Here is a 14,433-nt window from a genome sequence, read left to right as displayed (position 1 = left end):
CAAGATGATTAAGACTGACATTTGTGATTTATTGCAGATTGAGTACCCAATCTTACAAGGTGGTATGGCTTGGCTCGGTACTGCAGAATTAGCGGCAGCTGTTTCCGAAGCGGGTGGCCTTGGTATCATTGGGGCTGGTCATATGCCTCCTGATATTTTCCGTAATGAAATTCACAAATTAAAAGAGCGCACAAACAAACCATTTGGTTGTAATATTATGCTCATGTCTCCATTTGTTAAAGAAGTTATGGAAGTAGTTGTGGAAGAACGCGTTCCTGTAATTACAACAGGTGCTGGTAATCCTGGCGTGTATATTCCAGCTTTAAAAGAAATCGGTACTAAAGTAATCCCTGTAGTTGCTTCCGTATTACTTGCAAAACGCTTGTTGCGCGGTGGTATTGATGCAATTATCGCAGAAGGTACAGAATCTGGTGGTCACGTAGGCGATATTACTACTATGGCATTGATTCCACAAGTAGTAGATGCTGTAGATGTTCCAGTTATCGCAGCTGGTGGTATTGCTGATGGCCGTGGTATGGCTGCAGCCTTTGCATTAGGCGCTCAAGCAGTACAAATGGGTACGCGATTCGTATTATCCGAAGAATGTATTGCTCATGAAAACTATAAAAATGCAGTATTGAAAGCAAAAGATCGTGCCACTGTTATGACTGGTTTAACAACAGGTCACCCTGTACGTATCATTGATAATGCATTAGCTCATAAATATAAATCCCTTGAATTTAGCGGTGGTTCCAAAGAAGAGTTAGAAAACTTAGGTGCAGGCACACTTCGTAAAGCTGCTATTGAAGGTGATGTAAAAGAAGGCTCTGTAATGATCGGTCAAATCTCTGGCATGTTAACAGATGTTAAACCATGTGCAACTATTATCAAAGATATCATGGCTGAAACTGAAACTGTAATTAAAAAACTTCAAGGTCTTGGTAAATAAGGAGGCCCTTATGAAAACGGCATTTGTTTTTCCTGGTCAAGGTTCCCAAAAAGTAGGCATGTTACAAGATTTGTACAATGCATATCCTATTGTGAAACAACGTTTTGAAGAAGCTGACGAAGCGCTTGGTTATTCTATTTCCAAATTGTGCTTTGAAGGCCCTGATACTGAACTTGTTAAAACTGCTAATACACAACCGGCTATCTTAACTGCATCTGTAGCTTGCTATGAAGTTCTTAAAGAACAAGGCTTTACACCTGATATCGTAGGTGGTCATAGTCTTGGTGAATACAGTGCTCTTGTAGCAGCAGGTGTATTGAATTTTAAAGATGCTGTGTATGTTGTTCATAAACGCGGTGAATATATGCAAGAAGCTGTGCCATTGGGCAAAGGTGCTATGGCAGCAATTCTAGCTTTACCTCGTGAACAAGTTGTAGAAATTTGTAAAGAGGTTAATGATTCTGTTGGTTCTGTACAAGCAGTTAACTTCAACTGCCCAGGTCAAATTGTTATTGCTGGTGAAACAGCAGCGGTAGAAACTGCAGCAGAAAAGATGAAAGAAGCCGGTGCAAAACGTGCTGTTATGCTTCCTGTAAGTGCTCCATTCCACAGCCGTTTGATGGAACCTGCAGCTCTACGTTTAAAAGAAGAGTTGGATAAAATCCAAGTGAGCGATGCTCAAATTCCTGTAGTAGCAAATGTGACAGGTAAAATTTTGACTAATGCAAACGATATTAAAGAATCCTTAGTTACACAAGCTGCAAACCCTGTATTGTGGGAAGACTGCGTAGCTGAAATGGTTAACTTTGGTGTAACTCGATTCGTTGAAGTAGGTCCTGGTAAAGTACTTACTGGCTTTACTAAAAAGATCAATAAAGATATGGAATTAGCCAATGTTGAAGACATTGCATCCTTAGAGAAAACGCTTGAATTTTTGAAAGGGGTTCGATAAAATGCATTTAGAGGGTAAAGTAGCCATTGTAACTGGCGCATCCCGTGGCATTGGTCGCGCTGTAGCTATCAATTTAGCACAATCTGGTGCTGATGTTGTGGTTAACTATAGCGGTAGCGAAGGTGCAGCTCAAGAAACTGTTGAAGCTGTACAAGCTTTAGGCCGTAAAGCCATTAAAATTAAAGCCAATGTAGCTAATGCTGATGAGGTTGCAGCTATGGTGGAAGAAGCTCATAAAGAGTTTGGTCACATTGATATTCTCGTAAATAATGCGGGTATTACGCGTGATGGTTTGTTGATGCGTATGAAAGACGAAGATTTTGATGCTGTTATAGATATCAACCTTAAAGGTGTATATTTAGTAACTAAAGCAGTATCTAAAATCATGATGAAACAACGTTCTGGTCATATTATCAATATGACATCTGTTGTAGGCGTTATGGGTAATGCGGGTCAAACTAACTATGCAGCATCTAAAGCTGGTGTAATTGGTTTTACTAAATCCTGTGCTAAAGAATTAGCAAGTCGTGGCATTACTGTTAATGCTATTGCACCAGGATTTATCAATACTGATATGACTGATGTATTACCAGAAAAAGTTAAAGAAGCTATGGTTGCAGAAATTCCATTGGGCCGTATGGCTAATGCTGAAGAAGTAGCGACAGTAGCAACATTCCTTGCTAGCGATTTTGCTAACTATATTACAGGCCAAGTCATCAATGTAGATGGCGGTATGGTGATGTAGTTTCAAAATTAGACTATATATAAATACACTTTGAAAGGAGGTGAACCACCAATGAACACTTTCGATAAAGTAAAAGCAATCGTTGTGGAACAATTAGGCGTTGATGAAGCTGAAGTTACCATTGATTCTACATTCATCGACGACTTAGGCGCTGACTCCTTAGATATCGTTGAATTGATCATGGCATTCGAAGAAGAATTCAATGTTGAAATCCCTGACGATGTTGCAGAAAAAATCAAAACCGTTAAGGATACAGTAGAATATATTGATTCTGCTAAATAAGCTGTAAAGCTGACAATTCAGCCGTACGGGAGGCCGAGTGGCCTCCCAACCGGTTTTATTTACAGGAGGATTTGATAGTGAAGCTCCCTGAACTTCGCATTGGGAATCTAGTGGCCAAAGTACCTATTATTCAAGGTGGTATGGCGATTAGATTGTCTACAGCTCGCTTGGCGGCAGCCGTTGCAAATGAAGGTGGTATCGGCCTTATTGCAGCATCCGGTTTGCCGTTTGATGAATTACGATACGAAATACAATTAGCTAGAAAATTATCACCTACGGGTATTATTGGTATAAATGCGATGGTAGCCGCAACACAATTTGCGGGCTTAGTGAAAACTGCCATCGAAGAGGGCATTGATCTTGTAGTAGCAGGTGCTGGTTTTTCAAGAGATATGTTCGCAATGGGCAAAGAGTCTGGTACGCCAATCGTACCAATTGTTTCGTCCGCAAAATTAGCTCGCATTTCTGAAGGTTTAGGTGCAGCAGCAGTAATCGTAGAAGGTTGCGAAGCTGGTGGCCACTTGGGGACGGATCGTTCTGCTCGAGAAATCGTTCCAGAGGTTGTAGCTGCTGTTAAAAACATTCCAGTTATTGGTGCTGGTGGTGTTCTTGATGGTCGTGACATCGTAGAAATGTTGAAATTAGGTGCTAGTGGCGTTCAAATGGGTAGCCGTTTTGCTGCTTCTGATGAATGTAATGCATCTGACGAATTGAAAAAAATGTATGTACGGGCTACTAATCCTGAGGATATTGTATTAATTCAAAGTCCTGTAGGTTTGCCTGGACAAGCAATTAAAAATAAATTTGCTGAATCTGTATTGGACGGTACTGTAGCACCTCCAACGGTGTGTGATAACTGTTTGAAACATTGTTCCCATAAATTCTGTATCATCCGTGCTCTTTCTCGTGCACAACAAGGTGATGTGGAAACAGGTTTGGTGTTCTCTGGCAATAATATGAGAAAAGTCGACAAGATTATGCCAGTTAAAGATATCTTTGCTCAACTAAAACAGCAAGTAGCAGAGATTGATTAATTTAAAAGGGCTGTATAGCTATAAGAGGTGGAATAATTGGAAAAACGTGTAGTAATTACTGGCTTAGGGGCAGTGACTCCTGTAGGTATCGGTAAAGAGAACTTTTACAATGCGTTATTGGCAGGTCAATCTGGTATTGGGCCAATTACACGCTTTGATGCATCTGAATATGCAACGCGTATTGCTGGTGAAGTAAAAGATTTTGATGTTACAAACTATGGCGTAGACAAGAAAGAAGCGCGTCGTATGGACCGTTCTGTAGAATTGGCTATCGGTGCTGCTGTTCTTGCTTGTGAAGATGCGGATCTTGATTTAGATAAACAAGATTTAGATCGTTGTGGTACTGTAGTTGGTACTGGTATTGGCGGTATCGACTCTATCCATGAAGTATATGAAACATTATTCGAAAAAGGTCCTGGTCGTGTAAGTCCATTTGCAGTTCCTATGATGATTGCCAATATGACATCTGCACGTGTATCCATCCGTCTTGGCCTTAAAGGTCCTGTTATTACAGACGTAACAGCTTGTACTTCTGGTACAAATGCTATTGGCGATGCTTTCCGTATCATCCAACGTGGTGATGCTGATATCATGTTTGCCGGTGGTACTGAAGCAGCTGTATCTCCTGCAGCTGTAGCTGGTTTCGCAGCTATGAAAGCTATGTCTACACGCAATGACGAACCAACAAAAGCATCTCGTCCATTTGACCGCGATCGCGATGGTTTCGTAATGGGTGAAGGTTCTGGTATCGTTGTTCTTGAAGAATTAGAACACGCAAAAGCTCGTGGTGCTCATATCTACGCTGAAGTTGTAGGTTATGGTACTAATGGCGATGCTTACCACATTACTGCACCAGCTCCAGGTGGTGTACAAGCTCGTAAATGTATGGAATTAGCAATTAAAGATGCAGGTATCGATCCTAAAGACGTTAACTACATCAATGCTCATGGTACATCTACTGGCCTTAATGACAAAAATGAAACATTGGCTATTAAAGAATTATTCGGCGATCATGCTAAAGACATCGCTGTTAACTCTACAAAATCCATGACAGGTCACTTGTTAGGTGCTGCTGGTGCTATCGAAACTATCGTTATGGCGATGGCTATCGAAACTGGTAAAGTTCATCCTACAATCAATTGTGACAATCCTGATGAAGGTTTGGATCTTGACTATGTTCGCGAAGGTGCACGTGACCTTCAAGTTAAATGTGCTCTTTCCAACTCTTTCGGTTTTGGTGGTCATAACGGTACACTTTGTGTACGCCGTTATGAAGACTAATGGTAGCTGTTGAAGCGCATAAGAGTAAGATGACACAAGCTCGTGAAGAATCTCTTCATGGGCTTGTTGCTCGTTTAGACATACCTGTGTCAGATATATCCATTTTAGATTGTGCTTTTACACATACATCTTATGCGAATGAACATAAATCAAAGCATATTAATCACAATCAGCGATTAGAGTTTTTAGGCGATGCTGTTTTAGATCTTATTATTGGGGAATACCTATTTAAGACATATCCAGACATGGCCGAAGGTAATTTGACGAAAATCAAGGCCGCTACAGTATGTGAGGATTCTTTAGCATCTGTAAGTCGTTCTTTGCAATTGGGGCAATATTTATTGCTCGGACATGGTGAATGTGCTTCTGGTGGTAATAATCGTAATTCTATTTTAGCGGATACCTTTGAGTCTCTCATTGGTGCTATCTATATTTCTACAGATTACCAAACGGCGATGAACTTCGTTTTAAAACATCTCATTACGTATATCAAGCAAGCTTTAGAAGGTAAACGGGGCAAGGATTATAAAACCTTGTTACAAGAATATGTACAACGAGATGGTGATAAACATATCGTCTATCGTTTGCTCAGTGAAAGTGGTCCCGACCATGCTAAGACCTTCCATATGGTGGTCGAAATCAATGGTGTTACTTACGAGGCAGGCTCTGGTAAAAGTAAAAAAATTGCAGAACAACATGCGGCTCAATTAACGTTAGAAAAGTTAATGGCCAAATAGAAAAGCGCCTAATGGCGCTTTTTTCTGTATAATAGTATATAGAATAGTAAATATATTTATCTTATAATCGTTGTATCGAAAGCCTTATATCTTAATATATTAATTACATATCATAAGGAATAAATACATGGATATTAATATATTAATATAAAAGGTTTTGGCTGAGTTTATTTTATATAAGAAAGGAGAGTGACTATGAAACCATTTGGTATGATACCTTTTTTTATACCTCATGTAGGGTGTCCTTATGTATGTACATTTTGTAACCAATCCCGTATTACAGGCCAATCTGGTATTAGTCACCTAACACCGGATTATATAAAAAAAACGATTACAGATTATGTGGGTGAAAAACGAAATGATAAGTTTTGGGAGGTCGCCTTTTATGGAGGCTCTTTTACAGCCATTCATCGAGATTTGCAACATACCTTATTAGCGCCAGCTTATGAGATGTTACAACAGGATATAATCGATGGCATACGTTGCTCTACACGGCCTGATGCTGTTGGGGATGAGGCTATCTCATTGTTACAATCCTATGGCGTAAAAACAGTAGAGCTTGGCGTACAGTCTATGAATGATGGTATTTTAGTCGATGCTAAGCGCGGTCACACCGCTCAAGAGGTAGTAGAGGCCGTTGCGCGATTAAAACAGCGTGGAATGACTGTAGGTGTTCAGCTTTTACCAGGATTAAAAGGTGAAACTTGGGAAACCATTCTAGAAACCGCTATTGCTGTAGTTAAACTAGAACCAGATTTTGTTCGAATCTATCCTGTTCTTGTTATAGAAAATACAGAACTAGCAGATCAATATAGATCTGGTGAATATGAGCCATTAAGTACTGAGCAAGCTATTAAATATTGTGCATTCTTAAAGGAATGGTTTGAACAGCATAATATTGAAGTTATACGTACAGGATTACAAAGCACGGAAGAGCTCGATTCAGGCAATAGTTTGGTAGCAGGTCCCTATGAACCTGCTATGGGTGAGCTCGTTGTAAATGAACAATATAAACAACGTATTGAAAGATGTATTGATGAACATCTTTCTTCAGAAAATTTATTAGGAAAGCAAAATGGTTACAATTTTTCTCATTTTGATTGTTACCATACCCATAAGGTAAAATGTAGATCTTATTCGGATAGTGGTAATATTTTGATGAAACATAGGATTGTAATTTCTTATCCTAGAAGCAGTACATCAAAGGTTCGAGGTCTCAAAAATCGCAATATTTTATATTTCCAAGAAACATATCCTCAATTTAGCATAGATTGGTGTGAAGATAATACGAGAAATACTGTTCGTTGCTGTATTGATGGCCTACAATATATGTTATAATAAAAGATATGATTATTCGGGGTTGTTAGTAGAAAGGAGGCAGTCATGCAATTACTTCGGTTAGAATTAAAGGGCTTTAAATCGTTTGCAGATAAAACGGTTGTAAAATTCTCGCCAGGAATGACTGCCGTTATTGGACCTAACGGAAGTGGTAAAAGTAATATTACGGATGCTATGAAATGGGTTTTAGGGGAATCCAATGTCCGTAACTTACGTGGTCAAAAAGCAGAGGATATTATTTTCTCTGGTACGGAAAAACGTAAACCAATGAGTGCAGCTGAGGTTACACTTGTATTTGACAATAGTGACCATCAATTAGATGTAGATATGGCTGAGGTTGCTATTACACGCCGTATTTATCGTACTGGTGAAAGTGAGTTCCTTATCAATAAACGTTCTTGTCGTTTAAAGGATATTCATCTTTTATTAGCTGATACAGGCCTTGGGAAAGACTCAATGGCTATTATCGGTCAGAACCGTATTGATGCTATTTTGAATTCAAAGCCTGAAGAGCGTCGTTTGATCTTTGAAGATGTAGCAGGTATTTCTCGTTTTAAAATCAACAAAGAAGATGCATTGCGTCGTATTGCTAGCACAGACAGAAACATGGAACGCGTACGAGACGTAATGGCTACTATCGAAGAACAACTAGGACCTTTGTCTGAAAAGGCGGAAAAGACTAAAAAGTATATGACCTTAAGTCGTACAAAGCGCGACTATGATGGGGCATTAGGCTTTCACAATTATAAGACCTCTGATCGTTTATTAACGCGTTTCGAAAATGATAATATTGCATTTAAGAATGAAGAGATTGAGCTTCAAACTGAATTGTCTAAATTGGAAGCGCGCCGTCATACCTTGCAATCCGCATCAACAAAAGAGCAAGAACAACTCAAGTTGTGGGAAGCTCAGTATACGGAAAAGCAACGTGATGAAGAACGTTTAGCAGGTCATTTACGTCTGTTAGACGAGCAGTTGAAGACAGCTCATCGTGAATTAGATGAAATATCTATGCGTATTAGCGAACTAGAAGCTACGCAAAAGGGCGAAGAACAACAATTGCGCATTTTAAATCAGTTGATTCAAGATGAAAGTGCTCAATTAGTAGAAAAAGAGTCTAAGCTAGAATCGTTAGAATCTAATTATAAAAAAGCTGTTGAAGATGTTAGCGCCGAGCAAGCTAAGTTCCAGTCATTGCAGTCTAATCGAGAAGCCTTTGAGCAACATCAATTAGAGCTTGTGAGCGCTATTGAAACAGCAAAGGCTAGTATTCGTAGCTTAGAATCTCGTAAGGAAGAGTCTACAAAACAATGTGAAGTTTTAAAGGCTGAAATAGGTCAAGTAGATAGTGACCTACAAGCAGCACGTGCTGAGTATGAAACATTGGGTCAGAAATTTACTGCTATTTCTGCACAACGACAAGCCCTCGTTGATGGCGGTAAAGAAGCAGCCTTACAAGCTCGTGAAGAACGCAAAGAGTTACAAAAACTTCGTACCCAAGAACAACGTGCAAAAGGCCGTTTAGAGCTCTTAGCTCAATGGGAAGAACAGCATGAAGGTTACTTAGAAGGTACTAAGAATATTCTAAATGGTAAGGGCGCTTGGCGTGAACAGATTACGGGCGCCGTTGGTGATCTCTTTACAGTTGAGGACAAATATACGACAGCTATTGAAACGGCATTAGGCGGTAGTGTTAACCACGTTGTGACTACTACAGCTCGTGCTGCTGCAGAAGGCGTTAATTATTTGAAATCTATCCAAGGTGGTCGCGTAACCTTCTTACCGATGGATTCTGTAAAAGGGAAACCGTATGATACGCCTGCTTTACATGAAAGTTGTGTCATAGGCACGGCTGTTGATTGTATTTCCTTTGATAATACATACGCTCATATTTTCCAATATCTATTAGGTCGTACGTTAGTAGTATCCTCTATGGATGATGCTATTGGATTACAGAAGAAATATAACCAACAATTGCGCATCGTTACCCTTACAGGGGAACAATTCCAACCTGGTGGTTCTTTAACGGGTGGTGCTACAAAACGTAAGCGTGCCTCCGTATTGAGCCGTAAGGAAGAGGCTGCTAGTCTTGAACAAGAGCTTGTACAAATTGAAGAACAAATCCGCTCTTTAACAGCTAGCTTAGAAACTTTAGAAAAACGGGTTGAAGAGGCTGAAAAAGAACGAGCTACCCTTGATGAAAACTACCAACATACTAATTTACTCTATGTGGCTAGTGAAACAAAGGTACAAAATATACAAAATCAAATGGACCGTAAGAAACGTGTTCTTTCTGAAGAAGAGCAACGTTTAGTTCAAATTGATATTGATTTAGCCACTACAACAGCTAACTTAAAAGACCAAGAAACAGCATTGGCTTCCTTACAAGAAAATCATGGTGTAGAGGGCAATCAAGGGGCCTTGATGGAGCGTTTAACTGTATTGCAAAAGATACAGCAAGAGGCGTATGAAGCTTTCACAGAGGCACGCCTCACCTGTGATACGTTGCGACAAACCATTAAGGAACGCGAAGCTCAGCGAGAACAACGTAATCAATCCATTGCTAACATTGTAGAGCGCTTAACACCGTTACGTAATCTGCTAATTAGCACTACAGAGCGCTGCGAAGTGGAGCTACCCAAGGCTAAAGAATTGGCAGAGGAAGAATTGGCTTCTGCTACAGCGGAGGTTGAACGATTGCGTGCACTTCGCGATGAGGCTTATGATAAAACATCTACAGGACGTGAAGAGATGGAATCTATCCTCGGTGAACAAGATCGATTGAACCAACGATATAAAGTCGTTCAAGGTCGACTCGTCGATATGGAAGGTAAGATTACACGTCATCGTATGGATTGTGAGCGCTTTGTAGAAGAACTACAAGAGTTAGGCTTTACCTTAGAAGATGCGCAGGCTCTTCGCATTGAAGGTTCTGTAAACGATTGGAAGGATGAGCAGGCCCGCTTGGTGGCAGAAATTGCCGAACTAGGCCCAGTCAATCCGAACGCTGTTGAAGAATATGAAGAAACTAAAGAGCGTTATGATTTCTTAACCACACAGTTAGCAGATTTAGATACAGCGAAAGAGCAATTGCAAGCGGTTATTGCTGAAATGGATAAGGCTATGAGTACACAGTTATACGATGTATTAGATGTAGTAGGTCGTAGATTCCAAGAGGTATTTAGCCAACTATTTGGTGGTGGTACGGCGCAAATTGTATTGACTGATCCAGATAATATCTTAACTGGTGGTATCGATTTCTATATTCAGCCGCCAGGGAAGAAGCGTCAACAATTGACCTTGTTATCCGGTGGTGAGCGTGCCCTTACGGTTATTGCTTTATTGTTCTCGTTCCTAGACTATCGTCCTGCGCCGTTCTGCGTGCTTGACGAAGTTGATGCAGCCCTTGATGAAGCTAATGTAGAAAGGTTTAGTTCTTACCTAAATCGGGTAAATAAAGAAACACAATTTATCGTAGTATCACACCGTAAAAAAACGATGGAAGCCGCCGAAGTATTACAAGGGGTGACCATGGTTGAACGAGGCGTATCGCGATTATTAACAGTAGCATTTGAAGATGTGAAGGAGGATCTAGCATAATGGCATTTGGATTCTTTGATAGAATTAAAGACGGCTTGGAGAAAACTCGTAAGTCTTTTGTAAAAAACGTTGAAAGTATCGTTATCGGTTATGCACAAATCGATGATGATTTCTTAGATGATTTAGAAGCAGTTATGCTCACTAGTGACCTTGGTCCTAAAACGACAGAATATTTGATGAAAGAAATTCGTCGTGGTGTAACAGAAGGTGTTATTAACAATACTGGTGATGTAATGCCATTCATGGAAGACCGCATTACAGAAATGTTAGTTGACCAAGAAGATGAAATTACACTTCATCATCCAGAGGTTATCCTTGTAGTTGGGGTAAATGGTGTCGGTAAAACTACGACTATTGCTAAGCTAGCTAACTATTACACTAAAGAAGGCAAAAAGGTTATTATCGCTGCAGGTGATACATTCCGTGCTGCTGCAGCTGACCAATTGTCTATCTGGGCAGATCGCGTAGGTGTACCTATCGTTAAACATAAAGAAGGCGCTGACCCTGCAGCTGTTGTATACGATGCAATGGAAGCAGCTAAAGCTCGTAATGCAGACCTCGTTATTGTAGATACTGCAGGTCGTTTACACACTAAAGTTAATCTTATGGAAGAACTTAAAAAGATGGGCCGCGTAGCGAATAACCACGTAGAAGGGGCACCACATCAAACATTGCTCGTGTTAGACGGTACTACAGGTCAAAATGCAGTAAGCCAAGCTAAATTATTTGGTCAAGCAGTACCAGTAAATGGTATTGTTGTGACTAAGCTTGATGGCACAGCAAAAGGTGGCGTAGTTATCTCTATTAAAGAGGAATTAGGCGTACCTGTTCGCTGGATCGGCGTTGGCGAAGGCATGGATGACTTGCGTCCATTTAATGCGAAAGAATTTGCTAATGCACTATTTAATAAAGGAATGATTCAAGGTGACAAATAAATATAACCGGGAATTCTTACTTGAATATGTAGAATCTGAAAATAAAAAAAATGAATGTAATGTTAGCCTAGAAAATATGGAAAAGATTGTTGGTTTAATCGAGTATTTCGGCATTGAATTATATCGCCCTATTACAAGATTGCTACTTTCAAACTGGGAAGAGATTACAGAACGTATTAATAACTATACTGAATCAGATTGGATGATGGCTGATGAAATTCAAAAGACTACGCCTACATTAGATCGTTTCTCCATTGCTATGCTCATCGAAGTATTAGAAGGAGAGGATACGTTGAACCAAGCAGAAAATGCAGGTCGCCGTCTTTCAGAGGAAGAGCTCAAAGCTATCCGTAAACATCAGGATGAACAGTAATGAAACATAATACATATAATTACGAAGGGGGCCAACCATTTAAAGTGGAGGCGCCCTTTACGCCTACAGGGGACCAACCAACTGCGATTCAGTCTTTAACAGAAGGTATTGAACGCGGTGAATGGGCCCAAGTTTTACTCGGTGCCACTGGTACAGGTAAAACCTTTACAATGGCTAAAGTTATCGAGGCCGTTCAAAAGCCAACGCTGATTATTGCCCATAATAAAACCTTAGCTGCGCAGCTATGTAGTGAGTTTAAAAGCTTCTTCCCTAATAATGCGGTAGAATACTTTGTATCTTACTACGATTTCTACCAACCAGAAGCGTATATTCCTTCTAGCGATACATACATCGAGAAGGATGCGTCTATTAATGATGAAATCGATAAACTGCGACATAGCGCTACGATGAGCCTCTTTGAGCGTCGCGATGTGATCATCGTTGCCTCTGTTAGCTGTATTTACGGCTTAGGTGACCCTGAGGACTACTCTGAACTCGTGTTGTCTTTGCGCTTAGGGCAGACGAAATCTCGTGATGAAATTCTGTCTAAACTCGTAGATATTCAATATACGAGAAATGATATGAACTTTATCCGCGGTACCTTCCGTGTACAAGGGGATACTATCGAGATTTTCCCTGCTGCCTATAGTGAAAGAGCCATTCGAGTGGAACTCTTCGGCGATGAAATCGATCGCCTCGTTGAGGTAGATGCTTTGACTGGTGAAGTGATTGCTGAACGCAAGCACGTTGCGGTCTATCCAGCATCTCACTATGTAACAACGAAAGATAAGATGCGTATTGCTGTAGAGCGTATTGAAGCTGAATTAGACGAACAATTAGCTAAGTTGAAAGCTGCTGACCGTCTATTAGAGGCTCAACGTCTTGAACAGCGTACCCGTTACGATATAGAAATGATGCAAGAAATGGGCTATTGCTCAGGCATCGAAAACTATTCCCGCCACATGTCTGAACGTAAGGCTGGAGAGGCACCATACACATTGATAGACTATTTCCCAGATGACTTCCTCATCATGGTGGACGAGTCTCATGTAACCATTCCTCAAGTACGTGCCATGTACAATGGTGACCGTGCGCGTAAAGAATCACTGATCGAATATGGCTTCCGTCTGCCGTCTGCGCTTGATAATAGACCGCTTCAATTCGATGAGTTCGTGGAGCGTATCAATCAAATCGTCTATGTATCGGCAACGCCTGGTCCATATGAAATGGAAGTACAAACGAATGTGGCAGAGCAAATTATTCGTCCTACCGGTCTACTTGATCCATCCATTGAGATTCGTCCTATTAAGGGACAAATGGATGACTTGCTCGGTGAAATTCATAAGCGTGCTGCCAAGAATGAGCGTGTCCTCGTTACGACCTTAACGAAGAAGATGGCTGAGGATTTAACAGAGTTCTTGAAGGAAATGGGCGTCCGCGTTCGATACCTTCATTCTGATATCGTTACCATCGAGCGTGCTGAAATTATTCGTGACTTACGAGCTGGTGTATTTGATGTACTAGTTGGTATCAACTTGCTTCGTGAAGGTCTTGATATGCCAGAGGTTTCTTTAGTGGCTATCTTAGATGCGGATAAAGAAGGTTTCTTGCGCTCCGATACAGCCATGATTCAAACAATCGGTCGGGCAGCTCGTAATGTGAACGGTCACGTTATCATGTACGCTGACCGTGTAACAGGTTCTATGCAACGTGCTATCGATGAAACAGATCGCCGTCGTGCTGTGCAAGAGGCTTATAATATTGAACATAATATTACGCCTAAGTCTGTCTCTAAAGATGTAAAAGAACTTATTGAGTTGACGAAAATTGAAGAAGATATGGTTACCGATGGGAAGGACTTTTCACCGAAGAAAGGGAAAAAGAAAGCCTCTTCAGCAGGTATGGACCATGGACATGAACCATATGCACAAGATACATCCACTCCTAAGGTGGCAGATATAACGCCAGAAGAGTTATTCAATAAAATTGAAGAACTTGATCGTCAAATGAAGGCCGCTGCAAAGCAGCTTGAATTTGAAAAGGCAGCAAAGCTTCGTGACCAATTAGGAGAACTACGTCAACAATGGTCCGATATGCATAGTGCAGGTGAAAGCAAGTTAAAAAAACCTGCATCAACTAAAGGTAGAAAGCGGACTAGCTCAAAGAGTAAATAGATTGTAATAAAACACATAGATTATATAGACTAT

12 protein-coding genes are annotated in these 14,433 nt (G+C 40.6%); all 12 read left to right on the top strand.

Annotated elements, in window-relative coordinates:
• The first annotated feature begins 4 nt into the window (after positions 1-4).
• The 12 genes from fabK (at position 5) to uvrB (ending at position 14,400) form a co-directional block, all read left to right on the top strand.
• Entirely contained in the window at positions 5-949 is a 945-nt protein-coding gene (fabK, locus tag MOQ65_RS03345) for an enoyl-[acyl-carrier-protein] reductase FabK (protein WP_257846636.1), read from the top strand.
• Positions 950-959: 10 nt separating this feature from the next.
• Positions 960-1,901: an ACP S-malonyltransferase gene (gene fabD, locus MOQ65_RS03340; protein WP_039969254.1), complete on the top strand. Its 942-nt coding sequence runs from the start codon at positions 960-962 to the stop codon at positions 1,899-1,901.
• A gap of 1 nt (position 1,902) precedes the next feature.
• Positions 1,903-2,646, top strand: coding sequence for a 3-oxoacyl-[acyl-carrier-protein] reductase (gene fabG / locus MOQ65_RS03335; RefSeq protein ID WP_105085447.1), 744 nt, complete (start codon positions 1,903-1,905; stop codon positions 2,644-2,646).
• Positions 2,647-2,697: 51 nt separating this feature from the next.
• Positions 2,698-2,928 carry an acyl carrier protein gene (locus MOQ65_RS03330; RefSeq protein ID WP_004693441.1) on the top strand — a complete coding sequence of 77 codons (231 nt, stop codon included), beginning with the start codon at positions 2,698-2,700 and terminating at the stop codon, positions 2,926-2,928.
• Between the two features lie 77 nt (positions 2,929-3,005).
• On the top strand, positions 3,006-3,962 hold the full coding sequence (locus tag MOQ65_RS03325) for an NAD(P)H-dependent flavin oxidoreductase (RefSeq protein ID WP_005386972.1): 957 nt from the start codon (positions 3,006-3,008) through the stop codon (positions 3,960-3,962).
• A gap of 36 nt (positions 3,963-3,998) precedes the next feature.
• Entirely contained in the window at positions 3,999-5,243 is a 1,245-nt protein-coding gene (fabF, locus tag MOQ65_RS03320) for a beta-ketoacyl-ACP synthase II (protein ID WP_257846635.1), read from the top strand.
• Positions 5,243-5,980 (top strand): ribonuclease III, encoded by a 738-nt coding sequence (gene rnc, locus MOQ65_RS03315; RefSeq protein ID WP_257846634.1) that lies wholly within the window; start codon positions 5,243-5,245, stop codon positions 5,978-5,980. Before fabF ends, rnc begins: the two co-directional genes overlap by 1 nt.
• Positions 5,981-6,175: 195 nt before the next feature.
• The gene (locus MOQ65_RS03310) at positions 6,176-7,318 is read left to right on the top strand and encodes an elongator complex protein 3 (protein WP_257846633.1); all 1,143 of its coding nucleotides are present in this window, start codon (positions 6,176-6,178) and stop codon (positions 7,316-7,318) included.
• 45 nt (positions 7,319-7,363) lie between these two features.
• A complete protein-coding gene (gene smc / locus MOQ65_RS03305) occupies positions 7,364-10,918 on the top strand; it encodes a chromosome segregation protein SMC (RefSeq protein ID WP_257846632.1) in 3,555 nt (1,184 codons plus the stop codon).
• Entirely contained in the window at positions 10,918-11,853 is a 936-nt protein-coding gene (ftsY, locus tag MOQ65_RS03300; RefSeq protein ID WP_005386963.1) for a signal recognition particle-docking protein FtsY, read from the top strand. The genes smc and ftsY overlap by 1 nt, the downstream gene beginning before the upstream one ends.
• Positions 11,843-12,226, top strand: a complete 384-nt coding sequence (locus tag MOQ65_RS03295) for a hypothetical protein (protein WP_060924748.1) — start codon at positions 11,843-11,845, stop codon at positions 12,224-12,226. Before ftsY ends, MOQ65_RS03295 begins: the two co-directional genes overlap by 11 nt.
• A complete protein-coding gene (uvrB, locus tag MOQ65_RS03290; RefSeq protein ID WP_257846631.1) occupies positions 12,226-14,400 on the top strand; it encodes an excinuclease ABC subunit UvrB in 2,175 nt (724 codons plus the stop codon). Before MOQ65_RS03295 ends, uvrB begins: the two co-directional genes overlap by 1 nt.
• The last annotated feature ends 33 nt before the right edge of the window (positions 14,401-14,433 follow it).

It is taken from the genome of Veillonella faecalis, from assembly GCF_024677885.1.
Taxonomy (GTDB): Bacteria; Bacillota; Negativicutes; order Veillonellales; family Veillonellaceae; genus Veillonella; species Veillonella nakazawae.
This window is presented reverse-complemented; position numbering and strand designations above follow the sequence as displayed.